This is a genomic window from Erythrobacter fulvus (assembly GCF_028595285.1).
In the GTDB taxonomy this organism is placed as follows: domain Bacteria; phylum Pseudomonadota; class Alphaproteobacteria; order Sphingomonadales; family Sphingomonadaceae; genus Erythrobacter; species Erythrobacter fulvus.
The window spans coordinates 297,928-320,135 of the sequence record NZ_JAQQXQ010000001.1; the positions used below are offsets into that span (position 1 = coordinate 297,928).

A 22,208-nucleotide genomic window follows, 5' to 3' on the forward strand; every position below is an offset into this window, starting at 1 on the left:
CCGCAACGCTGCAGCACCAAGGGGATTGAGATAAATGGCAGAGGCGCAGGCACTCGCGGATCGCGAGCCGAGCGAGAAGGAAATCCGTCTGGTGATCGGCGCGTCGAGCGCGGGCACCATCTTCGAATGGTACGATTTCTTTATCTACGGTACGCTCGCCTACATCCTCAAGGATGCCTTCTACGCCACCGACAACGAGACGCTGGGTCTGCTGCTGGTATGGTCGACCTTCGCCGTTGGCTTCGCCTTCCGTCCGCTGGGCGCGGTTTTGTTCGGCTTTCTGGGCGACAGGCTGGGGCGCAAATATACCTTCCTTGTCACCGTCACACTGATGGGCATTGCGACGGCAGGCGTGGGGCTGATCCCGACGGTGGATACCATCGGCATGGCTGCGCCGATCATCGTTATCCTGCTGCGGGTGATCCAGGGGCTGGCGCTGGGCGGCGAGTACGGGGGTGCGGCGATCTATGTCGCCGAGCACGCGCCGCCGGAGAAACGCGGCTATTACACGAGCTTCATTCAGGCGAGTGTCGCGGGCGGTTTCGTGCTGTCGATCATCGTCGTATTGGCCTGTCGTGCCCTGATTCCGGCGGATGCCTTTGCGGCGTGGGGCTGGCGCGTTCCGTTCCTGCTGTCGATCGCTCTGCTCGCCATATCGCTGTGGATGCGGCTGAAGCTGTCCGAAAGCCCGGTCTTCCAGGCAATGAAGGCCGCCGGCGAAACGAGCGGCAATCCCTTTGTCGAAAGCATGACCTATCCCGGCAACCCCAAGCGGCTGTTTGTCGCTCTGTTCGGCATTACCGGCATTTTGACGACGATCTGGTACACCAGTTTCTTCTCCGCGATGAGTTTCCTGCGCGGGCCGATGCACGTGACTGATCTGACGGTGGAACTGGTGCTGCTGGTGTCGGGCCTGATCGTGATGAGCTTCTATGTCATCGTCGGCAAATGGTCGGACAGGGTCGGACGCAAGAAACCCATCATAATCGGTGCGGCGCTGACGCTGGCGCTGCTGTTTCCGCTGTTCTGGGCGATGGGCAGCCTTGCCAATCCGGGGCTTGCGGCCGCTGCCGAGCGCACACCGATTGTGGTCAGCGGCCCGCAATGCGAAACCGATCCGTTCGCCGAATTGTTCGCGCGCGATCAGACCGATTGCGGCAAGGTTCTAGAAACGCTAACCGCCTCGGGGGTGCCCTATACCCTGACTGAGGGCGATAGCCTGCGCCTGTCGGCGGGCGACAACGCCATTGCCATCGATCCGGCATGGTTCGAAACCCCCGCTGCGCGCACCGCTGGCATCCGCGCGGCCCTTTCGCATTACGGCTTCGATTTCACCAAGCAGCAGCCGTCGACGGCCAATATCATCGGCATCGTCGGCATCCTACTGGCGCTGGGGGTGCTCTCGGCGCTTACTTATGGTTCGGTTGCAGCGCTGCTGTCGGAAATGTTCCCGCCCAAGATCCGCTATTCCTCGATGTCGATCCCCTATCATATCGGCGCGGGCTATCTTGGCGGGTTCCTGCCGCTGATCGCAGGCGTGATCGTGGCCAGCACCGGGAATATCTATTCGGGCCTGTGGTACACGTGGGTAATAGTCGCCTTCGGCCTGCTGGTCGCATGGTGGGGTATCCCCGACGGCCCGCCGAAAGACTTCGCCGATGAATGAAGCTGCGCCGCCGCCGACCATGCGGCTGACGGTCGATCGCGAAGCGCTGGCCGCAAACTGGCGTGCGTTGGATGCGCTGTCGGGCGCGGCGAGCGCGGGCGCGGCAGTCAAGGCAGACTGCTACGGTCTCGGGGTGGATACCTGCGTGCCCCTGCTGCGCGATGCCGGGTGCGAGGCATTTTTCGTGGCGCACTGGAGCGAGGTTGCCGCAGTGGCGCGCCATGTGCCGCCTTCGCAGATCGCGGTGCTGCACGGCCCGTTGAGCCCTGCGGATTGTGCCTATGCGCACAGCACCGGTGCGCTGCCCGTTATCAATTCGCGCGAACAGGCTGCCTTGTGGCTGGCGAGCGGGGGCGGGCGCTGCCACCTGATGGTCGATACCGGCATCAACCGTTTGGGCATCGCGCCTTCCGAAGCGAACGAACCGATTATCGCGGCGCTCGATATTGATATGCTGATGAGCCACCTGGCCAGTGCAGACGAGGACAGCGCGATGAACCCGCGCCAGCGCGATGCCTTCACTACCGTCGCCGCCGTCATCCCGCACAGGCGCCGAAGCCTTGCCAATAGTGCCGGGATCGCTCTCGGCAAGGATTACGCTTTCGACCTCACACGGCCCGGTATTGCGCTTTACGGAGGTGTGCCGCGCGCGGAATTGGCTGGCATCATTCGTCCGGTTGTGGGGATCGAGGCGGCGATCCTTCAATGCCGGACGCTCGCGGCGGGCGACGGCGTGGGTTACAATTCGACCTTTACAGCCCCCGAGGCGATGCGGGTGGCCACAGTCTCGATCGGCTATGCCGACGGGTTCCTGCGCCTTCGCGGGCCGGGGAACGCACTGTTCCACAAGGACTGTCGCCTTCCGATATTGGGCAAGGTTTCGATGGACATGGTGGTAGTCGATCTTTCCGCAGCGCCCGATCTGGTAGCGGGTGACTGGCTTGGCGTTCCCTGGGATATCACCGATTGTGCGCAGCAAAATATTCTTTCGCCTTACGAATTGCTGACCACCATTGGACAGCGCCTGCGCCCCGGATAGCATCGCAATGGCGCGATATTGCACTGCAGCTTGTGCAGGTGCTAAGATGGTACGGGAACTATTAGCGGGATAAAATAATGGTCGGACGGTCCAAGGCAGCATCGGGCGAAGCGGGCGATGCGGTCATCATCAAGAAATACGCCAACCGGCGGCTCTACAACACCGCCTCGTCGAGCTATATCACACTGGAAGATCTCGCCCGGATGGTGCGCGAGAATATCGATTTCAAGGTGCTCGATGCCAAGACCGGCGACGACATCACCCATTCGATCCTGACCCAGATCATCATGGATGAAGAAGCGAACGGCGGGCAGATGCTCCCCGTCAGCTTTCTGCGCCAGCTGATCGGGATGTATGGCAATTCGATGCAGGCGATGATGCCGTCCTACCTCGAAGCCAGCATGGCCAATTTCCGGGATAACCAATCGAAGATCCGCGAAGCCTTTGAAAAAGGCATGAGCGCCAGCCCGTTTGCCGCGATCCACGAAACCAATATGGCGATGATGCGCGCTGCGGCTGATGTGTTCCTACCGGGCGTCACAAAGGGTAAGAGCAAGCCCGCTGAACCTGCCGCGGAAGCGAAGGACGAGATCGCCGCTCTGCGAGAACAGATGGCGACAATGCAAAAGAAGCTGGACGAATTGGGCAAATAGCGCAAAGCGCGGCGCGCACGCGGCGTTGGACCGCGGCCCATGTGCCAATCTTTCAGGAACAGCCTTCGTGTCACAGATCCGCCATGCCCTTTCGGTGAAGCGCCAGGACGACTTCGCCAAGTGGTACCAGGAAGTCATCGCCGCCGCCGACCTCGCCGAGGAATCAGGGGTGCGCGGCTGCATGGTGATCAAGCCATGGGGCTATGGCATCTGGGAGCGCATCCAGCGCCTGATGGACGACCGGATCAAGGCGGCCGGCGTGCAGAACTGCTATTTCCCGCTGTTCATCCCGCTCGCGAACTTTACCCGAGAGGCCGAGCATGTCGAAGGCTTTGCCAAGGAAATGGCGGTCGTCACGCATCACCGTCTGATTTCGGACGGGAAGGGCGGGTTGATGCCCGATCCCGCGGCCAAGCTGGAAGAGCCGCTTGTGGTGCGCCCGACATCGGAAACCATCATCGGCGATGCCATGGCGCGCTGGGTGCAGAGCTGGCGCGATCTGCCGCTACTGACCAACCAGTGGGCCAATGTGGTGCGGTGGGAAATGCGCACGCGGATGTTCCTGCGCACCAGCGAATTCCTCTGGCAGGAAGGCCACACCGCGCACGAGAACCGCGAACAGGCGCTTGAAGAAACCCACCGCGCGCTGGAAATGTACCGTGCCTGCGCCGAGGAAGATCTCGCGCTCCCCGTAATTGCGGGCGAGAAGCCCGAAAATGAGCGATTCCCCGGCGCGGTGGAGACCTGGTCGATCGAGGCGATGATGCAGGACGGCAAGGCGCTGCAGGCCGGCACCAGCCACTATCTCGGCACCAATTTCGCTCACGCTGCGGGCATCCAGTATCAGGACCGTGAGGGCAGCCAGCAATATTGCCACACCACCAGCTGGGGCGTTTCGACGCGCCTTATCGGCGGGGTCATCATGACCCATGGCGACGACGATGGACTGCGCGTGCCGCCTGCCATCGCGCCGCAGCAGATCATCATCATCCCGATGCTGCGCGAAGCGCCCGAGGATGCCGAACTGCTCGCCTATTGCGAAGAACTGCGCGCCATGCTCGCCACGCAAACCGCGCTGGGCGAGCGTCTGCGCGTTCTGCTCGACAAGATCCCGGGCAAGGCTGCGGCCAAGCGTTGGGACTGGGTGCGCAAGGGCGCGCCTGTCATCCTCGAGGTCGGGCCGCGCGACATGGCCGAGGGCAAGGTCGCGATGCTGCGCCGCGATGCGCTGTGGAACGCTGAAAACGGCAAGCCCGCGATGCAGTTTGTGACCCGTGAAGACTTTGCTGCGCAGGCGGGCGCGCTGCTGGAGGAAATCCAGCGCAGCCTGTTCGAAGAAGCTCGCGTCCGCCGCGATGCCAACATCACGCGCGGTGTCACCCAGTGGCAGGCCGTGGTCGATCACTTCGAAAAGAGCGGGAAGTATCCCGGCTGGGTAGAGGTCGAATGGGCCAAGCCCACCGGCGCGGCGCTGGAAGCCGTGGTGGAAAAGCTCAAGGCGGTGAAGCTGACAATCCGCAACGTGCCCCGCGAGGGCGAACCGGCGACCGGCACCTGCATCTTCACCGGCGAACCGGCGGCCGAGCGTATCCTGATCGCGCGCGCCTACTAGACTTGCATCCTCGGGGCAGTCGCGGCAGGGAAAGCGCATGATCAAGCGCCTCACCCTCCTCGCCGCCATCGTTGCTGCCCCGCTCGCTGCCCAGAACCACCCTGCAGACAACGTTTCGCAGGAACGCCTGCAAGCCGACGTCGAAACGCTGGTCGGCTTCGGCACACGCCACACCCTGTCGGCGCAGGACGATCCGGAGCGCGGCATCGGCGCGGCGGTGAATTGGGCGCTAGCCGAATTCAAACGCATCGGTGCAGGCTGCGGCGATTGCCTTGAAGTGCTGCCGGTGGGCGAGGTAATCCAGCCCGACGGGCGCCGCATCCCCACGCCGACGCTGGTGCGCAATGCGGTCGCCATCCAGCGCGGCACCGAGCGCCCGAACGAAGTCGTGATCGTGCAGGGGCATATCGACAGCCGCGTGTCCGATCCGCTCGACTTTACCAGTGATGCCCCCGGCGCGAATGATGACGGTTCGGGCTCTGCGCTGGTGCTCGAAGCCGCAAGGGCGCTCAGCGCTACGAAATATCCGAGCACGATCATCTACGCGCTGCTATCCGGCGAGGAACAGGGCCTGTTCGGCGGACGCATCCTTGCCGACTGGGCCGAGGCGCAGGGCTTTACCGTCAAGGCGGTGCTCAACAACGACATCGTCGGCAATTCCTGCGGCAAGGACGGCTATTGCGAACCCAAGGTCGTGCGTGTCTTTTCCGAAGGCCCTCGCGCCGATCTGACCGAACGTCTGCGCGCGGCTGCAACCCGCTTCGGCGGCGAGAACGACACGCCGTCGCGCAACCTGTCCCGCTGGGTCGCTGGTCTGTCGGAACAGCACCCCGACGAAATGCAGGTTCGCCAGATCTGGCGCACCGACCGCATGGGGCGGGGCGGGGATCAGGTGCCGTTCCTCCAGAAAGGCTATCCAGCGATCCGCTTTTCGGTGGGCGTGGAAGATTACGACCACCAGCATCAGGACCTGCGTACCGAAGACGGGGTGTTCTACGGCGATACCATCGACGAGATGGATTTCGGTTACCTCGCAGGGGTGACGAAGCTGAACGTTCGCGCGCTCGACGCACTGGCTCGCGCCCCGATGCCGCCCAAGGTAACGGTGGATGCAGCGGTGCGGGTAGATACCGAGATCAAGTGGAGCGCGATTCCGGGAGCAGAGGTTTATGCGATTGCCGCGCGCCGCACCGACAATCCAGGCTGGGGGGGCGATGTCACGCTGGTATCCCGCAATGATGCCGCTGCCGCCGATGGTGAAGCAATGAGCCACGTGCTCAAGCTGCGCGGCGACGATTGGATGTTCGGCGTTTCGGCCTGTGCAGGCGATTACTGCTCCCCTGTTTCCAGCGCGGTTCCGGGAGGCGCGTTCGAGCCCGTCACCAAGGAATAATCCAAGCCTTCGACAAGTCCTCCGCGAACGGGTAAGGGGCGGCCATGGCCAAACCCCCCAAGCGCCCACAGGGCATGCCCACGCCCGAGCAGGTGCTCGACTTCATCCAGTCCTCCGACATTCCCGCCGGCAAGCGCGAGATCGCCAAGGCTTTTGGCCTCAAAGGGCAGGAAAAGATCAAGCTCAAGGCCCTGCTCAAGGACATGGCCGAGGAAGGCCTGATCGACGGATCGAAAAGCGCTTTCCACCGCATGGGCGGGGTACCCAAGGTCACGACCCTCAAGATCGTCGACGTGGACGAAGGCGAACTGATTGCCGAGCCCGACAACTGGGACCCCGAAGCCCCCGGCAAGCCGCCGCGCCTCATCATCCGTGAACCGAAGATGCGCGGCGCCAAGCGTCCGCCCGCACTGAAGCGCGGCGACCGCGTGCTCGCCCGCACGGAAGAAACCGAACGGGGCTGGATCGCGCATGTAATGAAAAAGCTGCCCTCGCGCACCGAGGGGCTGATGGGCGTGGTCGAGATCGACAAGGCCGGCAAGGCGTGGCTCGCGCCGGTGGACAAGCGCGTGCGCCAGTCCACCCCGATTGCCGATCGCGGCGAGGCCGAGGAAGGCCAGCTGGTGATTGCCGAGCGGGTGGGGCGTTCCGAACGTGCCGGCGTGAAGGTGGTCGAAGTGGTCGGCGATCCGCTCGCGCCCAAAAGCTTCAGTCTGATTGCTATCGCCAAGCACGGCATTCCCCACATCTTCCCCGAAGAAGTGCTGGAGGAAGCGCCGCGCGCGGCGAAGCTCAAGCTGTCGGAAAAGGCGCGCGAGGATCTGCGGCATCTGCCCATCGTCGCAATCGACCCCGCCGACGCGCGCGATCATGACGACGCAATCTGGGCCGAGCCGGACGGACAGGGCGGGTTCAATGCCGTCGTCGCGATTGCCGACGTGTCTTTCTACGTCCGTCCCGGCTCGGCGCTCGACCGCGAGGCGAGGAAGCGCGGCAATTCGGTCTATTTCCCCGACCGCGTGGTGCCGATGCTGCCCGAGGTGCTGTCCGCCGATGTCTGTTCGCTCAAGGAAGGCGAAGACCGCGCGGCGATGGCCTGCCACTTGCACATCGACGCGGAAGGCAAGGTCAACAAGTTCCGCTTTACCCGCGCGCTGGTGCGGATTGCGCACAACATCGCCTATGAGGACGCGCAGAAGGCAGTGGACGAAGGCAATCCGCCAGAATTCCTCACCAACCTGTGGGCCGCCTGGAAAGCACTGGCAGATGCGCGTCACGCGCGTGATCCGCTCGAACTCGAACTGCCCGAACGGCGCGTGGTGCTGAACGAGAAGGGCCAGATCGCCGAAATCGCGATCCGCGAACGGCTCGATGCGCACCGCGTGGTCGAGGATTTCATGATCGCCGCCAACGTCGCCGCCGCCAAGGCGCTGGAGGCCAGGACCGCGCCCGTCGTCTACCGCATTCACGAACCGCCGAGCCGCGAGAAGCTGATCGCGCTGCGCGATTACCTTGCCACCATGGGCAAGAAGCTGGCGCTGGGTCAGGTGGTGACCCCGGGCCTGTTCAACCGGATGCTCAAGGACATCAGCGACGAGGCGGAAAAGGCGCTGGTGATGGAGGCGGTGCTGCGCAGCCAGACGCAGGCCTATTACGGCCCCGCCAATGCCGGACATTTCGGGCTGTCGCTGGGCAGCTATGCGCACTTCACCTCGCCGATACGGCGCTATTCCGATCTGCTGGTGCACCGCGCGCTGGTGGATGCCTACAAGCTGGAACAGCCCGCCCCGCCGGGCTCCATTCCGCCGACTTCGGGCCTGTCCGACCGTGACCGCGCCTCGCTGCAACAGGTCTCTGACGCGATCAGCCAGACCGAGCGGCGCGCGATGGAGGCCGAGCGCGACACCATCGATCGCTACGTCGCGGCGTGGCTATCCGCGCGGGTGGGCGAGGTGTTCGACACCCGCATCACCGGCGTGCAGGCCTTCGGTTTCTTTGCCACCATCGTCGGGCTGGGCGGGGATGGTCTCGTCCCGATCTCGACGCTCGGCCGCGAATATTTCCGTCACGACGAAGCGGCGCAGGCGCTGGTCGGCAGCGATAGCGGCACGACATTTGCCTCTGGCGACCGGCTGAAATTGAAACTGGCCGAAGCCAACCCGCTAACCGGTGCGCTGAAGTTCGTGCTGCCCGATAGCGATGCCGGGGTGATCGAACCGCGCGGCAATAGGCCCGATGGCCAACGCCGCAGCACCGGCGGGCCGCCAAAGAAAGCCGGCAAGTTCGTTGTCGGCAAGCGCGGGCGTCCGGGCAACATCCGGCATCAGGGGCGCAGGAAATAGCGCCTCAGGCGTGGTGATCGCTCTTGGTCTCGTCGTAATCGGCAGGAATGATGTAGAGCGGGCAGGGCAGGGAGCCGGCCGCGGCCGAAAAGTGGGTAACCAGCGGGCCGGGCGCAGTTCCCTTGGCCGCGCCGAGCACCAGCGCGGCGACTTCGGCATGTTCGGCAAGAAATTCGCTGACGATCTTCTGTCCCTGACCGATCTTGACCGAAATGGTCGGCATGATGCCGCTTTCCGCCAGCAGATTGCCGGCGACACCATGGGCCAGCATTTCGGCGCGGTCGCGCGCCTCGGCCTCGATCGTGGCCTGCACCGCACCGAAGGCACTGAAATTCTGCTGCGGCACCAGTGCCAGCAGGTGCACCGCACCGCCCACTGCCACAGCCCGGCGCGCGGCGTAGCGCAAGGCGGCCAGCGCCTCTTCGCTTTCGTCGATGATGACCAGGAATGTGCGCATTTTCGTGCCCCGTGAGGCGCAAGCTATCAATGCATTCGTATGGTTTGGCAAGACCCCCACTTCTGACCCTTGCCCGCCGCGTCCGAATTGGCCAGAGACGAAAGCCGAAGATCGACTACGGGAGTTTCAGCGGATCATGGCCTTGGAAATCAAGATGCCGGCTTTGTCGCCCACCATGGAAGAGGGCACGCTTGCGCGTTGGCTGGTGAAGGTGGGGGATACGATTTCCTCGGGCGACATCATGGCCGAGATCGAAACCGACAAGGCGACGATGGAGTTCGAGGCCGTCGATGAAGGCGTGCTGACCGAAATTGTCGTGCCCGAGGGTAGCGAAGGCGTGAAGGTTGGCGCGGTGATCGCGCGGCTTACGGTCGAGGGCGAGGATGCAACTCCTGCTCCTGCTCCTGCTGCAACCCCTGCGCCTGCACCTGCCGCCGCTGCGGAAGGCCCCGCCGCCACGCCGACCGCGCGCAATTTGGCTGAGCAGAACGGCATCGACCTTGCGAGCCTCACCGGCACCGGCCCCAAGGGCAAGATAACCAAGGAAGACGTCGAGGCAGCGATCGGATCGGGCGGCGGTTCCGCCAGTCCGGCTCCGACACCTGCGCCCGCACCTGCGGCTGCACCGGCACCTGCCCCCGCTTCATCGGGCGACCGGATCATCGCCTCGCCGCTCGCGAAACGGATTGCGGCGGACAAGGGGATTGACCTTGCTCAGGTGAAGGGAACCGGCCCCAACGGTCGGATCGTCAAGGACGATGTCGAGAACTTCACTCCGGGTGCAGCGGCCGCATCGGCTCCGGCCCGTGCTGCGACACCCGCACCGGCTCCGGCAGCATCCGCGCCAAGCGCGCCGGTCGCCGTCCCGACGCTTGGCGGCGATCTCGATGCGCCTTACGAAGCGCAAAAGCTTAACAATGTCCGCAAGGTCATCGCGCGCCGTTTGACCGAGGCCAAGCAGACCATTCCGCACATCTACCTCACCGTAGACGTGCGGCTCGATCCGCTGCTCAAGCTGCGCGGCGAGCTGAACAAGAGCCTCGAGGCCGATGGGGTCAAGCTGTCGGTCAATGATCTGCTGATCAAGGCGCTGGCCCGTGCATTGCAGCGCGTGCCCAAGTGCAATGTCAGCTTCCAGGGCGATGCGCTCTTCCAGTTCTCGCGCGAGGATATTTCGGTCGCGGTCGCCGCGCCTTCGGGCCTTATCACTCCGGTGATCCGTGATGCGGGCCGCAAGGGGCTGGCGCAGATCAGCACCGAAATGAAGGAGCTGGCGAACAAGGCGCGCGACGGCAAGCTGATGCCGCAGGAATATCAGGGCGGCACGGCCTCGCTGTCGAACCTAGGCATGTTCGGCACCAAGCAGTTCGACGCCGTGATCAACCCGCCGCAGGCGATGATCCTTGCGGTCGGCGCGGGCGAGCAGCGCCCCTATGTGATCGACGGCGCGCTAGGTGTCGCCACGGTGATGAGCGTGACCGGCAGCTTCGACCACCGCGCCATCGACGGTGCGGACGGCGCACAGCTGATGCAGGCGTTCCAGCAGCTCGTCGAAAACCCGATGGGGCTGGTGGTGTAAACCGATGCCTTCCGGCGAGTTGACAATCAGGGCAACCGCCATGCCCGCCGACACCAACCCCTATGGCGGGGTGTTCGGCGGGTGGCTGATGGCGCAGATGGCGCTCGGCGCAGGCTCGCTCGCGAGCCGCGTGGGGCAGGGCAAGGCGGTGGTGGTCTCGGCGACCGACTTTGCCTTTCCGGGCGCGATGGCGGTGGGGGACGAGCTTTCGGTTTACTGCGACGTCCTCGCCACCGGCACCACCTCGCTCACCATCGCCGCCGAGGCCATCGCGCGGGAGCGCAACGGCGAGGCGACCACGCTGGTCGCCAAGGGCACTTTCAAATTCGTCCTGATCGGTGATGACGGGCGCCCGCGCGCTGTCGGCGTCGATCCCACACTTCTCCTCCCCAAGGAAAATTGAAAATGGCTACTGAATATGACGTGATCGTGCTCGGTTCCGGCCCCGGCGGCTATGTCGCGGCCATCCGCTGCGCGCAGCTGGGCCTGAAAACCGCCATTGTCGAGCGCGAGAACCTTGGCGGTATCTGCCTCAACTGGGGCTGCATCCCGACCAAGGCGATGCTGCGCTCTGCCGAGATCTATCACTACATGCAGCACGCGGGCGATTACGGCCTTGTTGCCAAGGGGATCGAGGCCGATCTGGCCGCGATCGTGAAGCGCAGCCGCGGGGTGGCAAAGCAGCTCAACCAAGGCGTCACGCACTTGATGAAGAAGAACAAGATCACCGTGCACATGGGCGAGGGGCGGCTGACCGGCGCGACCAGCCTTACGGTGAAATCCGACAAGGGCGAGGAAGCCCTTTCGGCCAAGCACATCATTGTCGCCACCGGTGCGCGTGCGCGCGACCTGCCTTTCGCTCCGGCAGACGGCAAGCGCGTGTGGACCTATCGCCACGCCATGACCCCTGCCGAACTTCCGGCAAAGCTGCTGGTGATCGGATCGGGTGCAATCGGGATTGAATTTGCCAGCTTCTACAATGATCTGGGCAGCGAAGTTACAGTGGTTGAAATGCTCGACCGGATCGTCCCGGTCGAGGATGCGGACGTTTCGACCTTCCTTGAGAAGTCGCTGCGCAAGCAGGGCATCAACATCATGACCGGCGCGGGTGTCGAAGCGATCAAGGTTTCGGACAAAGGCATCACCGCGACCATCAAGGATAAGGCCGGCAATGCCGCGACCAGCGAATTCACCCATGTGATCGTCGCTATCGGCATCGTCCCCAATACCGAGAATATCGGGCTGGAAGGCCTTGCCGAGATGGACCGCGGTTTCATCCAGATCGATCCCTATGGTCGCACCAAGTCAAAGGGCCTGTGGGCGATCGGCGATTGCACGCCGGGGCCGTGGCTGGCGCACAAGGCGAGCCATGAAGGCGTCACCGCTGCCGAGGCGATCGCTCAGGAACTGGGCAACAAGGATGCGCATCCGCACCCGCTCAACCGCTCGGCAATCCCCGGCTGCACCTATTGCCACCCGCAGGTCGCCTCGGTCGGCATGACCGAAGCCAAAGCCAAGGAAGCCGGTTACGAAATCCGCGTCGGCAACTTCCCCTTCATTGGCAACGGCAAGGCGATTGCGCTGGGCGAGGCGGAAGGCTTTATCAAGACCGTGTTCGACGCGAAGACGGGCGAATTGCTGGGCGCACACATGGTCGGCGCGGAAGTGACCGAGCTGATTCAGGGCTACACTGTCGGCAAGACGCTCGAGACCACTGAAGCCGAGCTGATGCAGACGGTGTTCCCGCACCCGACGCTGAGCGAGATGATGCACGAAAGCGTGCTCGATGCTTACGGGCGGGCGATCCACTTCTAGAAGGACAATCACATGACACAGACCGGCACCGAGGCGTTGAAGGGCGAAGACTGGGCGGGCGAGATGGGCGCGCGCTGGCTTGCCAGCCTCGACCGGTTTGAAGGCATGATCGCCCCCATCGGTGCGGCTTTGCTTGCGCAGGCCGATTACCGCCCCGGCGAGCGCGTGCTCGATCTCGGCTGCGGAGGTGGGGCGACCACGCTGGCGATTGCCGAGACCGTGGGACCGACCGGTGCGGCGCTGGGCCTTGATGTCGCCCCGATGCTGGTCTCCAAGGCGCAGGAACGCGCCGCCGATCTGGACAGTCCAGCGCGTTTTGTCTGCGCCGATGCGGCAACAGCGACGCTTAATGAACCGCCTTTTGACCGGCTGTTCTCGCGCTTCGGCTCGATGTTCTTTGCCGAACCGGTTCCCGCCTTCAATAACCTCAAGGCCATGCTGAAACCCAGCGCACGGATCGATCTTGCGGTCTGGGCCAACCCGCGCGACAACCTGTGGATGATGGAAGTCATGGGCGTGGTGCGCCAGCACATCGAAATTCCGCCCGCCGCGCCGCGCGCGCCCGGGCCGTTCTCCTTCGAGGACCTGACCTATCTTGAAGTGGTGCTGACCGGCGCGGGTTTCTCGGGCATGGAAGTTACGCCCTATGAGGGGCGCCAGTCCGTCGGCGGACCGGGCGCAGCGCCGCAAGAAGCGGTCGACTTCGTGCTGTCGTCGATGGCAGTTGGCCGCGTACTCGATGAAGCTGGAACGGCAATTCGCGATGCAGCGCGGACTGATCTCATCGAACTCTTCACGCAGCGGCATGTCGCAGGCGAGGGCGTGATGATGGGCTGCAAGGCCTGGCTGGTCAAAGCGCAGGCCTGAAGCGCGAAGCTTTGGCGGACAGGGTGTCCTCCATACTACCGGCAAATGAGGGCCGGAGCGGACAATCAAAACCCTTGCTATCCCTAGGTTTCCTGCAGCTTTGCCTTGCAATCTTTCCGATGCTCGCCGATACTGTTCCCATAAAAACACCGATCCAATTGGGGAGCGGTTTTGGGAACAGAGGCAAAATCTATGCCGCGCAAACTGCACAACGCTCTCACCGCGCAATCGGTTAAGCACGCGAAGCCGGGTCGCCATGCCGATGGAGGCGGGCTTTATTTGCTGGTGAAAGAGGGCGGGGCGCGCTCCTGGGTTTATCGCTTCATGCTCAAGGGCAAGTCGCGGGACATTGGCCTAGGTCCGGCTGGCCCCGGCGGTATATCGCTTGCCGAAGCCCGCGATCTGGCGACCGCGCTTCGTCTCAAGGTCAAGGCGGGCATTGATCCGCTGGAGGAACGGCAACGCGCCGAGGCCGAGGCAAAGGCGGCGGAACAGGCGGCGAAGGTCGCTGGAATTACGTTCAGGGCCATGGCCGAAACCCATATCGCGGCGAACAAGGAAAGCTGGCGCAATGCCAAGCACCGCCAGCAATGGGAGAACACGCTCAAGACCTATGCCTATCCGGTGATTGGCGATCTGCCGGTTGCCGAGGTCGATACCCCACATGTGCTCAAGGTGCTGGAGCCGATCTGGCGCGAGGTTCCCGAAACCGCCAGCCGGTTGAGGGGCCGAATTGAAACCGTGCTCGATAGCGCCAAGGCGCGCGGATACCGCCAAGGCGAAAACCCCGCCCGCTGGCGGGGACACTTGGCGCAAATCCTCCCCGCCCGCACGAAGCTGTCACGCGGCCATCACAAGGCCATGCCGTATGACGCGATCCCCGCCTTCGTGGAGCAGTTGCAAGCGCGGGAGGCGGTTGCGGCGCTGGCGCTGGAGTTTGTCATTCTTACCGCCGCGCGGACTGGCGAGGTTATCGCCGCCGAGTGGAGCGAGGTAGATCTGGCCAAGGCTGTTTGGACGGTGCCAGCCGAGCGCATGAAGGCGGGCAAGGAGCACCGCGTTCCCTTATCCCCGCGCGCGGTTGAGATACTGGAGCAAACGAAGCAACTGGGCGGCAAGCACCTGTTTCCCGGCGCTGGGCGCGCCAAGCTGTCCAGCATGGCCATGGCGATGCTGCTTCGCCGCATGAAGCAGGACGTTACGGTTCACGGTTTCCGGTCCGCGTTCCGCGACTGGGCCGCGGAATGCACCGGCTATTCTCACGAGGTCGCTGAAATGGCGCTGGCGCATACTATCGGCAACGCGGTGGAGCGGGCCTATCGGCGCGGCGATCTGTTCGAGAAGCGGCGGCGGCTGATGGCTGATTGGGCGACCTATTGCGCGAGCGGCGCTCCTGCTGGCGGGAAGATCACTCCCATCAACGTTCAATCTGCCGCTTAGCGACAGCCATTAATTACGGGCAAGCTTACTCGAAAACCGTTTGAGCCTCGCCTTTCGTAATTGCTTCACGAAGGCGTTTGCCTTGCCAAAACGCATATGCCCCTACGATAATTGCTGGCGCAGCATAGTCGCTGAACGCGCCCCAGTAATAGGGGCCTCCGTCAGCGCCGCCGAATCCCGCCAGCGTAGACCCCGTCATGTAGGCTGCTGCAACGCTTCCCACCTTTCCCTTTATTGGATCGTCGAAAACGCGTTTAAAAATTGCCCATTCGAGCAGGGCGTAAAGGAGGAAAATCCCAAACACCCCCCCAATGATTTGTCCAAAGAAATAAGCCATATATTTGGTTTCCGGTGATTAATCTCTAGATACTGAGGCCCAAAAGATCAGCAAAAACCTAATCCTGGATCAGCACGTAGGCCGCCATTCGGGCAGCGCCCTCCGGGGGCAATGATGCCATTGCGCGGTAAAGGGCCTTCCCGACCTCACATTGGCGATCAACGGGAAGCGTTGAATAGGTTTGGTTCGCTAAGCTATTCAATTCCTCCTCCAAGGTGCCATATTCTAGCATGGCACTACCAACCTGCTCCCAATCAGAATCGCTGGGGGGCTGACGAGGAGCTGGACTGTCACGACCAGCCGCTGCGGCTTTTATTTGCAACGACACAACCTCAGCCATCGCTTCCAAAGTGGGCGTTGAAAGCTGTCGTCCGGGACCAAGTCCTGTCGTTACAAACTCAGCACAAATCGAAGAAGAATCCTTAGAAAGAGCATCTAAAAGCGGAACATGCTTTTCGAGGACCTCAATCAAATTTTGCTGAGGGGCAGCGGAAAAATCCTTCTTTGAGGATTTGGCGAACGATCGCATAAAACTATGCGCATATACATTTATTTCAGCCCCACTTGCCCCGCCTCTAACCTTCTCACTAAACCCAGATATAAGTGCCTCATAATCAGAAGGATATTTCTCCTTTAGTACGTAGAACATAGAGGCTATTGATGGATTATCAGCAAAAGTATTTTCCAGATCTGCCTCGATGGACGATGGGGACGACTGGGCATAGTTTATGGCCTCGCGAGTGCCTACGCGCGCAACGGCACCCGCGATAGCGACGATAAGGATCGTTAAGCCAAAGCCGACCAAGCCCTTCATCCAGCCATCACTCTCCGGTTTATAAGGCATGATTTTCCCCATGCTGCCAAATCCAAGGCTAAAGCGTTGTTTCACAAAGCCGTGACAGATTATCAGCGAATGATAGGCAAGCAAGTACGACCAATCATCGACACCTGTTGCTGATGCTCCAAAGGTTCAACTGCCGCCACTGAAGCAGACACGATGATGGATGAGAGCGAACTGATGCATGGGCAAGGATTGAGCTAAAAGCGCGCCATTGGCTCCATCGCGATTATCTTCGTGGCAGGGGCTCACAAGCGATCCCGTCGCCATCTCCATCCATCTCCGGTCTGTAACCGGGCTGTCCCCTACGAAGTGGCGCAGCACCCGCCGCCCGTGCTTCCTTACAGTTGCGGAAATATGTTCCCGATCTGGCCGGGTTGGCAGGGCGATAAGGCACGGAGGTTTGCGCCCGCTCTCGCTGAAGTTGCCGTTCCAGCGACGCTACCTCGGCACGATAACCCGGATCGTTCGCGCGAAAATCTGCCGGAGCCTGAAACTCTCCCGACCAGATACCCAGCCGGCCAGACTTAGCCGCTTCCGCTGCTGGCACGTAATCCGAGCCGAACTGATCAAGCGCTACAGCATAGCCCGCTCGTGCGATTGCATCCGAGAGGTCCAGCCTTGCGACGGAACAGGTCGCCACTGACCTGCCATACTTGTCGGTATCGCGCTGGCGGCAAGAAACGCGATTGTCGGCAACCAAGGCTTGCAGCAGGGCCTTTGCATCCTCGCCACATGCCCATGCTTGACCGTCACGAGTGCAAGTCTGAGCACGCTCGGGCGCATCGATACCGAACAGACGGACGCGCTCGCCGCCGAAGTCCAAGGTATCGCCATCGACCACTCTTGGATTGCCATAGATGATTTGCGCTTGGCTGGGCGCAGCAAGGCAACAGGCGATGGCAACGAAAAGCGCATGGGTCGATCCGCGCATAATTTTCTGCCCCACTACAACGGCGGATACAAAACCGCCTTCGGTTTCCAACTTCCTCGCACTTATAGTAGTTTAGCCGCCGGGGATAGGCAGGCCAGCCGACAAGCGCGCATCCCACGTGCTTCCCCGCTTCATCCTTGGGAACCGCGAAGGGACGCGGGATGGCTCAAAATGCATTAGCTGGACTTGTAGATAAATATGATCTGGTCGGCCCCACGGTCGATGACGACGTTCGACGGATTATCGCGCGGTGGGGAGCCGAGGCGGTGAAAGAATCGGTGAAGGTGCAGACCAAGCCAAAGCGAGGTCGAAAACCCGAGAAAGATTGGCCGCTGCTTTGGCCATATATAGAGCGCGACGCGCGCGAATGGCTTGATGGCGGCGATCCCTACGAACGGTGGACCGACTATTCTATCGCCAAGGACTATGCCGACAAACACCCCGGGCAAAGTCACCCTGCGGTAATGAAGCGAATCACGAAGCGGTTGAAGGCAAAGCGGAAGATTTTCGCACTGATCGAAGCCGAGCGGATAAGCACGACTGACTATCCGTATACCGCGCACCTGAGGGCTTTAGCGGAACTCACGCGGGCCGAACGTCATCCGGTTTGGGCCTCGATGTATGCGCGGGCGAAAAAGCAAATTGACGATTACACAGCCAAGTATGGTGCGCCGCCAGACGAAGATTTTCCGATGATGAAAGTGCAAATGCTGGCAGAGATGCCTGTCTCTAAGCCTGAGGGCAGTCAACACCTCGGATTGCTGGAACGATATTCTAAGCAGCTTGATGCCAAGGACTAGGGAGAAAAAGCGACCGGATTTTCTCCCCCCAAAAACCGATCAGTTTTTCTCCACCCGAAACTGGTGCGATTTAAATCGCCTACCTGCTATCCGTAAAGGCGATAAATAGTCTGCCCCATAAGCCCGAACAATCCCGTTCGCGCAACATGGGAGGTGCTAATGCACCTGAATACAAACGACCCCCCGAAACTCGCCTATTCGATCCGCGAGGCGGTGGCAGCTACCAGCCTCAGCAAAACGACGCTCTACGCCAAGATTGCCGCGAATGAGTTGCGCGCTGTCCGCGTAGGCGGGCGGACCGTGATCCCGGCGGAATCGCTCCATGCGCTTATCCATGGGGAGGGCTGAGCCATGCCCGAAAAAAAGAAACCCCGGCAGGGTCGTGCCGAGGTCTCCTGCAATCAAGTTGGTGCCTGTTTGCAAGAGTCCCTTAGCCTTTCTGCTTATCGCGCTCAACACCTTATCGCCGAGCACGGCATTCGCCCGGACCTCGCTGTTATGGTGGCAAGCCTCGCATTCGGAGGGTATGGCCATGGCTAATCCCTATCCCGACGCACCCGGCGCGAAGGGGCCGGATGGCACCAGCCAAGAGGCGGCAGCTGCGATCCAACCGAGCGTGACGCGCCTTCGCCGCCTCGCCTTGCGGACGCTGGGCCAGCTGGGCGCTGCGACCGTGCTTGAAGCGGTCCCGGTCGCCGGAGTGCCGCGCGAAAGCCTCCAGCCGCGTTTCTCCGAACTCAGGGCCATGGGCCTTGTCGAAGCGACCGGCGAGCGGCGGCGCAACCCGAACGGCAAGAGCGCGGCTGTCCTGAGGCTGACGGATGAAGGGAGGGCAGCGCTATGAGTGATCTTGTCTCCACCTTCATCGAAGCCATGCAAGCGGCTGGCATTCGCCCGCTGGAGCCTATCGCGCACAAGCTGGCGGCGGGGCAACCTGTCCGGTTCCGTGCCGAGGGTGATAGGCCGGGGCGGCGCAACGGCTGGGCTGTGCTCCACTTGGACGGAGTGCCAGCCGGAGTCTTTCGCCATTACCGGCTGGGCATTCGATCGATCTGGCGCGCGGGGAGCGATCCTCGCGCGTTGGCACCAGCCGAGCGGCGCGCGATCATGGCCAAGGCGAACGAAGCCGAGGCGCGGCGCAAGGCCGAGACGCGGGCGAAGCAGGATGCGGCGGCGAAGCAGGCTCAGGCGCTTTGGAAAGCGGCGATAAGCGCGGAACCGGCCCATGGATACCTCACCGCCAAAAGCCTTGCCCCGTTCGGTATTCGGCAATCTGGCACGGCGCTGCTGGTGCCGATGTTCGATCCCGCTTTTAGGCTATGGAACCTCCAGCGCATTGCACCCGATGGCGGCAAGCGGTTCCTGTCTGGCGGGCGCATTGAGGGGCTGTTCTGGCCCCATGCGATGCACCTCGCCGATGGCAGACCTTCGCCCGGTCCGCTGGTGATTGGCGAGGGCTTTGCAACCGTGGCGGCGATCCACGAGGCAACCGGCCATGCGGTCGCCGCCGCCATGTCCGCCCGCAACCTGGAGCCGGTCGCGCGGGCCATGCGCGGGCTGTTCCCGGCGCGGCAAATCATCATCGCGGCGGACAATGACTGTCACCTTGCCGAGAATATGGGCCTGAGACTCGCTAGGAAGGCCGCTGAGTCGATTGGCGGGCTTTTGGCTATTCCGAGACCTGAAACGTCCCGAGGTAATTCTGGGGCCGATTTTGCGGACCTCAGGCGCAATGAGGCGGCGGCGATCATCGCGGCAACCCTGAGAGGGGAGGCCTAGTCATGGACGGAACAATACGCGCGCGCATGGACTTCGCGCAAATTGACCCCGGCGAGGCGAGTGAGGCCATAGCGGCGGCGGCTATCGAAACGCTCGATTGGGCGGCGCTGGCGAACGTCAAACCCGCGCCCAAGGCTTTCGTCATTCCCCTGCTGGCACCAGCCGGAGAGGTGACACTGTTCACCGGGCCGGGGAGCGCGGGCAAGTCGCTGCTGGCGCAACAGCTGGCAACCGCGCTGGCGGCTGGGGTGCCGACACTTCGTCTCGACATGGGGCAAGCCCCGGCGATCTATCTCACCTGCGAGGATGACGACGGGCAATTGCACTGGCGGCAAGCGCATATCTGCGAGGCGCTGGGCGTGCCGGTCGCCAGCCTAGCGGGCAGGCTGCACGTGGCGAGCCTGAGGGGCGCGCTCGATAACGCGCTAGGGACTGAGGGGCCGGACGGGGAGTTTACCCTGTCCCACGCCTATCATCGCCTCGCTGCCATGATCTGGCGCACCGGGGCCAAGCTGGTGGCGCTCGACAACGTGGCGCACCTGTTCACCGGGAACGAGAACGACCGGGGCGCGGTGACGCGCTTCGTCAATGCGCTCAATCGGCTGGCAGGCGAGAGTGGGGCGGCCATCATCCTGCTGGGCCATCCGAACAAGGCTGGGGACAGCTACTCAGGCTCCACGGCATGGCTAAACGCGGTCCGGTCGCAATTCGTGATCGAGCATGATCTGCAATCGGATATGCGGACGGTCACGGTCGGCAAGGCCAATTATTCCCGCAAGGGCGAGCAACTGCGCTTTGCTTGGGTGAATTGGGCCTTCGTGCTGGAGGATGATCTACCGCCGGACGCGGCGCGCCAGCTGGCCGAAACCGCCAAGGCGCAAGCGGGGAATGATGCGTTCCTTAGATGCCTTGCGCTTTGCACTCAGCAAGGGCGGAACGTCTCACACAAGCCGGGAAGCAATTATGCTCCCAAGATATTCGCCGGAATGCCTGCGGCCAAGGCCATGAAGAAGCCCGAATTTGAAGCGGCAATGGAGCGGCTGCTGGGCCTCAATATCATCGAATGTGACGCGGATTTGTGGCGCGGCGATGATCGAAAGACCCGGCGTGGTATCCGGCTGGTGGAGGGCGGCGGATGATGAAGCAGATTCAATGGAAGAGAACTTGCTGTGCAGGAGCAATTAAGATGAGCCTTATCGAGCATACATTAGTCGCACTTGTGATTCTGGCACTTGTCGGATGGCTGACCAAAAACTGGTGGGCAGCTGCCGCTTTACCGTCTGGGTATTTCATCGGTCGGGAGGTGGCACAAGCTGAGTATCGTTGGATTGAGACGTTTGGTGGTGGGCTGCGGGCAAATATGCCGTGGCACGCAGTATTCGATCTGCGTCTTTGGGAAAGCAGCGATCAGATTGCGGACTGGCTCGGACCGGTTGCGGCATGCATCGCCGTTGCAGTTTGGGCCGACCGCTATCGCAAGTAGGTATGCAATGCGGCGACACCGAAGAGTGCGGCGACCCCCTTGCGGCGACCCCATGCGGCGAACGCGGCGACCCTTTCGCTTTTACCCTCGGCGATCTGTGCGGCGACCGTGCGGCAAAGGTGCGGCGACCTCCCCCCTTACTAACGTAACGCGGGCGCGGCCTTGGGGGCCGCCGCGTCCCGCTAGAAAGGCTCAGACATGACGAAGGCAAAAGGCACTACCGGAGCGGCGAAGGCGAAACAGAACGTTCTGGAGGCCGCGCCCATGGACGGCGAGAAGCGGGAGGCGACTTTAGCGCGGCTGGCGCTGGGGCCGGGGCCAAGGCACGCAACAGTCGGCAACAGCTATGCTGCCAGCCTGTTCAGCGACAATCACCCGATGGACATTACCGCCAGCACCGGCGTTATCGGCGATGCCATGGAAAAGGCGAGACAAGGCGACAAGGCCTTTGCGAGCAACATTCTGGCCGCGCAAGCAGTGGCGCTCGATACGATGTTCACAGAACTGGCGCGCCGATCCGCCGTAAATATGGGCCAATATCTCGATGCCAGCGAACGCTATATGCGGCTGGCGCTCAAGGCTCAGGCCAATTGCCGAGCGACACTGGAGGCGCTGGGCAAGCTGCACCAGCCGCGCGAGCAGACTGTGAAGCACGTTCACGTGAACGAAGGCGGGCAAGCGATTGTCGCCGATCAAATCAACCAGCACGCCGGGGGCAGGGAAAATGGAAAATCAAACGAACAATCCCTTGCAACCGGACCGGCTGGCGAAAGCCCCGCGATGCTTGGCGCGGACCCGCAAGGGAACGGAGTGCCAATCCCCGGCGGTGAAGGGCCGGAAGCGGTGCCGGATGCACGGTGGCACAAATCCCGGCGCGCCTAGGGGCAATCGCAATGCGTGGAAGCACGGCGCGCGATCTTGAAGGCTGTGGAAGCGGCCCGGATTCTCCGGGAGATTAGAATGCAGTTTCAGGCTTGAGAACTTTGCGTGCGAGTTGCCCCACGAAGGAGGCGGAAGCGTTAATGCCATAATTTGGGACGCACGATTCTTAGATCTTGACGACAGCATCATCCTTAAGCCAATTCGCTCAAAGCGACCTGAGTAAATGTTGCTGAATTGGGGGCTCTATGAAGATTAAGAATGCTATGCTCAGCGCAATGGCCCTCTATGCGGC

General features: G+C 62.4%; 23 protein-coding genes. 18 read left to right on the top strand and 5 right to left on the bottom strand.

All coding sequences use genetic code 11. The features are described from left to right. Positions 1–34: 34 nt before the first annotated feature. From OIK40_RS01455 to rnr, 6 genes are all read left to right on the top strand, one after another. Positions 35–1,666, top strand: a complete 1,632-nt coding sequence (locus OIK40_RS01455; protein ID WP_273675571.1) for an MFS transporter — start codon at positions 35–37, stop codon at positions 1,664–1,666. Further along, entirely contained in the window at positions 1,659–2,705 is a 1,047-nt protein-coding gene (alr, locus tag OIK40_RS01460; RefSeq protein ID WP_273675573.1) for an alanine racemase, read from the top strand. Before OIK40_RS01455 ends, alr begins: the two co-directional genes overlap by 8 nt. 77 nt (positions 2,706–2,782) lie before the next feature. Further along, positions 2,783–3,358: a polyhydroxyalkanoate synthesis repressor PhaR gene (phaR, locus tag OIK40_RS01465; RefSeq protein WP_273675575.1), complete on the top strand. Its 576-nt coding sequence runs from the start codon at positions 2,783–2,785 to the stop codon at positions 3,356–3,358. A gap of 67 nt (positions 3,359–3,425) precedes the next feature. Next, positions 3,426–4,970 carry a proline--tRNA ligase gene (gene proS / locus OIK40_RS01470; protein ID WP_273675576.1) on the top strand — a complete coding sequence of 515 codons (1,545 nt, stop codon included), beginning with the start codon at positions 3,426–3,428 and terminating at the stop codon, positions 4,968–4,970. Positions 4,971–5,007: 37 nt separating this feature from the next. Beyond that, positions 5,008–6,363 carry a M20/M25/M40 family metallo-hydrolase gene (locus tag OIK40_RS01475; RefSeq protein WP_273675577.1) on the top strand — a complete coding sequence of 452 codons (1,356 nt, stop codon included), beginning with the start codon at positions 5,008–5,010 and terminating at the stop codon, positions 6,361–6,363. A 44-nt stretch (positions 6,364–6,407) separates the two neighbouring features. Next, positions 6,408–8,705: a ribonuclease R gene (gene rnr / locus OIK40_RS01480; protein WP_273675579.1), complete on the top strand. Its 2,298-nt coding sequence runs from the start codon at positions 6,408–6,410 to the stop codon at positions 8,703–8,705. Positions 8,706–8,709: 4 nt separating this feature from the next. Here the strand turns inward: rnr and OIK40_RS01485 are convergent, their stop codons facing one another. After that, entirely contained in the window at positions 8,710–9,162 is a 453-nt protein-coding gene (locus OIK40_RS01485; protein ID WP_273675580.1) for a universal stress protein, read from the bottom strand. 136 nt (positions 9,163–9,298) lie between these two features. On the opposite strand from OIK40_RS01485, the gene OIK40_RS01490 reads away from it, so the two are divergent. From OIK40_RS01490 to OIK40_RS01510, 5 genes are all read left to right on the top strand, one after another. Further along, complete coding sequence (locus tag OIK40_RS01490; RefSeq protein ID WP_273675582.1) at positions 9,299–10,741, top strand: 2-oxo acid dehydrogenase subunit E2; 1,443 nt, start codon at positions 9,299–9,301, stop codon at positions 10,739–10,741. A gap of 40 nt (positions 10,742–10,781) precedes the next feature. Then, the gene (locus OIK40_RS01495) at positions 10,782–11,144 is read left to right on the top strand and encodes an acyl-CoA thioesterase (protein ID WP_273675584.1); all 363 of its coding nucleotides are present in this window, start codon (positions 10,782–10,784) and stop codon (positions 11,142–11,144) included. Between the two features lie 2 nt (positions 11,145–11,146). After that, positions 11,147–12,556, top strand: a complete 1,410-nt coding sequence (gene lpdA, locus OIK40_RS01500) for a dihydrolipoyl dehydrogenase (protein WP_273675586.1) — start codon at positions 11,147–11,149, stop codon at positions 12,554–12,556. Positions 12,557–12,568: 12 nt separating this feature from the next. Beyond that, positions 12,569–13,423, top strand: coding sequence for a class I SAM-dependent methyltransferase (locus OIK40_RS01505; RefSeq protein ID WP_273675588.1), 855 nt, complete (start codon positions 12,569–12,571; stop codon positions 13,421–13,423). Positions 13,424–13,615: 192 nt separating this feature from the next. Then, positions 13,616–14,863, top strand: a complete 1,248-nt coding sequence (locus OIK40_RS01510) for a tyrosine-type recombinase/integrase (RefSeq protein ID WP_273675590.1) — start codon at positions 13,616–13,618, stop codon at positions 14,861–14,863. Positions 14,864–14,888: 25 nt separating this feature from the next. On the opposite strand, the gene OIK40_RS01515 is transcribed toward OIK40_RS01510, so the two are convergent. The 3 genes from OIK40_RS01515 to OIK40_RS01525 all read right to left on the bottom strand — a co-directional run bounded on the left by OIK40_RS01515 (position 14,889) and on the right by OIK40_RS01525 (position 17,023). Then, positions 14,889–15,200, bottom strand: coding sequence for a hypothetical protein (locus tag OIK40_RS01515; protein ID WP_273675592.1), 312 nt, complete (start codon positions 15,198–15,200; stop codon positions 14,889–14,891). 58 nt (positions 15,201–15,258) lie between these two features. Further along, the gene (locus OIK40_RS01520) at positions 15,259–16,128 is read right to left on the bottom strand and encodes a hypothetical protein (protein WP_273675593.1); all 870 of its coding nucleotides are present in this window, start codon (positions 16,126–16,128) and stop codon (positions 15,259–15,261) included. Between the two features lie 139 nt (positions 16,129–16,267). Next, positions 16,268–17,023, bottom strand: coding sequence for a thermonuclease family protein (locus tag OIK40_RS01525; protein WP_273675595.1), 756 nt, complete (start codon positions 17,021–17,023; stop codon positions 16,268–16,270). Between the two features lie 110 nt (positions 17,024–17,133). On the opposite strand from OIK40_RS01525, the gene OIK40_RS01530 reads away from it, so the two are divergent. The 6 genes from OIK40_RS01530 to OIK40_RS01555 all read left to right on the top strand — a co-directional run bounded on the left by OIK40_RS01530 (position 17,134) and on the right by OIK40_RS01555 (position 21,034). Continuing rightward, positions 17,134–17,772: a hypothetical protein gene (locus OIK40_RS01530; protein WP_273675597.1), complete on the top strand. Its 639-nt coding sequence runs from the start codon at positions 17,134–17,136 to the stop codon at positions 17,770–17,772. Between the two features lie 159 nt (positions 17,773–17,931). Further along, positions 17,932–18,120, top strand: coding sequence for an excisionase family DNA-binding protein (locus OIK40_RS01535; RefSeq protein ID WP_273675599.1), 189 nt, complete (start codon positions 17,932–17,934; stop codon positions 18,118–18,120). Between the two features lie 184 nt (positions 18,121–18,304). After that, complete coding sequence (locus OIK40_RS01540) at positions 18,305–18,616, top strand: hypothetical protein (RefSeq protein WP_273675601.1); 312 nt, start codon at positions 18,305–18,307, stop codon at positions 18,614–18,616. Then, on the top strand, positions 18,613–19,551 hold the full coding sequence (locus OIK40_RS01545; RefSeq protein ID WP_273675604.1) for a toprim domain-containing protein: 939 nt from the start codon (positions 18,613–18,615) through the stop codon (positions 19,549–19,551). The genes OIK40_RS01540 and OIK40_RS01545 overlap by 4 nt, the downstream gene beginning before the upstream one ends. Before the next feature lie 2 nt (positions 19,552–19,553). Beyond that, positions 19,554–20,690, top strand: a complete 1,137-nt coding sequence (locus OIK40_RS01550) for an AAA family ATPase (protein WP_273675606.1) — start codon at positions 19,554–19,556, stop codon at positions 20,688–20,690. Next, positions 20,687–21,034: a hypothetical protein gene (locus OIK40_RS01555; protein WP_273675608.1), complete on the top strand. Its 348-nt coding sequence runs from the start codon at positions 20,687–20,689 to the stop codon at positions 21,032–21,034. Before OIK40_RS01550 ends, OIK40_RS01555 begins: the two co-directional genes overlap by 4 nt. 291 nt (positions 21,035–21,325) lie before the next feature. Here OIK40_RS01555 and OIK40_RS15065 read toward each other — a convergent pair whose 3' ends face one another. After that, a complete protein-coding gene (locus OIK40_RS15065; protein WP_374211764.1) occupies positions 21,326–21,730 on the bottom strand; it encodes a hypothetical protein in 405 nt (134 codons plus the stop codon). A gap of 28 nt (positions 21,731–21,758) precedes the next feature. Between OIK40_RS15065 and OIK40_RS15070 the strand changes: the two genes are divergently transcribed. Next, complete coding sequence (locus tag OIK40_RS15070) at positions 21,759–21,956, top strand: HGGxSTG domain-containing protein (protein ID WP_374211770.1); 198 nt, start codon at positions 21,759–21,761, stop codon at positions 21,954–21,956. Positions 21,957–22,208 lie beyond the last annotated feature (252 nt).

Excerpts from the sequence above, each read along its gene's own strand:
- OIK40_RS01455 (WP_273675571.1), top strand. The coding sequence starts at position 35 with ATGGCAGAGGCGCAGGCACTCGCGGATCGCGAGCCGAGCGAGAAGGAA.
- alr (WP_273675573.1), top strand. The coding sequence starts at position 1,659 with ATGAATGAAGCTGCGCCGCCGCCGACCATGCGGCTGACGGTCGATCGC.
- phaR (WP_273675575.1), top strand. The coding sequence starts at position 2,783 with ATGGTCGGACGGTCCAAGGCAGCATCGGGCGAAGCGGGCGATGCGGTC.
- OIK40_RS01475 (WP_273675577.1), top strand. The coding sequence starts at position 5,008 with ATGATCAAGCGCCTCACCCTCCTCGCCGCCATCGTTGCTGCCCCGCTC.
- rnr (WP_273675579.1), top strand. The coding sequence starts at position 6,408 with ATGGCCAAACCCCCCAAGCGCCCACAGGGCATGCCCACGCCCGAGCAG.
- OIK40_RS01485 (WP_273675580.1), bottom strand. The coding sequence starts at position 9,162 with ATGCGCACATTCCTGGTCATCATCGACGAAAGCGAAGAGGCGCTGGCC.
- OIK40_RS01490 (WP_273675582.1), top strand. The coding sequence starts at position 9,299 with ATGGCCTTGGAAATCAAGATGCCGGCTTTGTCGCCCACCATGGAAGAG.
- OIK40_RS01495 (WP_273675584.1), top strand. The coding sequence starts at position 10,782 with ATGCCCGCCGACACCAACCCCTATGGCGGGGTGTTCGGCGGGTGGCTG.
- lpdA (WP_273675586.1), top strand. The coding sequence starts at position 11,147 with ATGGCTACTGAATATGACGTGATCGTGCTCGGTTCCGGCCCCGGCGGC.
- OIK40_RS01505 (WP_273675588.1), top strand. The coding sequence starts at position 12,569 with ATGACACAGACCGGCACCGAGGCGTTGAAGGGCGAAGACTGGGCGGGC.
- OIK40_RS01510 (WP_273675590.1), top strand. The coding sequence starts at position 13,616 with ATGCCGCGCAAACTGCACAACGCTCTCACCGCGCAATCGGTTAAGCAC.
- OIK40_RS01515 (WP_273675592.1), bottom strand. The coding sequence starts at position 15,200 with ATGGCTTATTTCTTTGGACAAATCATTGGGGGGGTGTTTGGGATTTTC.
- OIK40_RS01530 (WP_273675597.1), top strand. The coding sequence starts at position 17,134 with ATGGCTCAAAATGCATTAGCTGGACTTGTAGATAAATATGATCTGGTC.
- OIK40_RS01535 (WP_273675599.1), top strand. The coding sequence starts at position 17,932 with ATGCACCTGAATACAAACGACCCCCCGAAACTCGCCTATTCGATCCGC.
- OIK40_RS01540 (WP_273675601.1), top strand. The coding sequence starts at position 18,305 with ATGGCTAATCCCTATCCCGACGCACCCGGCGCGAAGGGGCCGGATGGC.
- OIK40_RS01545 (WP_273675604.1), top strand. The coding sequence starts at position 18,613 with ATGAGTGATCTTGTCTCCACCTTCATCGAAGCCATGCAAGCGGCTGGC.
- OIK40_RS01550 (WP_273675606.1), top strand. The coding sequence starts at position 19,554 with ATGGACGGAACAATACGCGCGCGCATGGACTTCGCGCAAATTGACCCC.
- OIK40_RS01555 (WP_273675608.1), top strand. The coding sequence starts at position 20,687 with ATGATGAAGCAGATTCAATGGAAGAGAACTTGCTGTGCAGGAGCAATT.
- OIK40_RS15070 (WP_374211770.1), top strand. The coding sequence starts at position 21,759 with ATGGAAAATCAAACGAACAATCCCTTGCAACCGGACCGGCTGGCGAAA.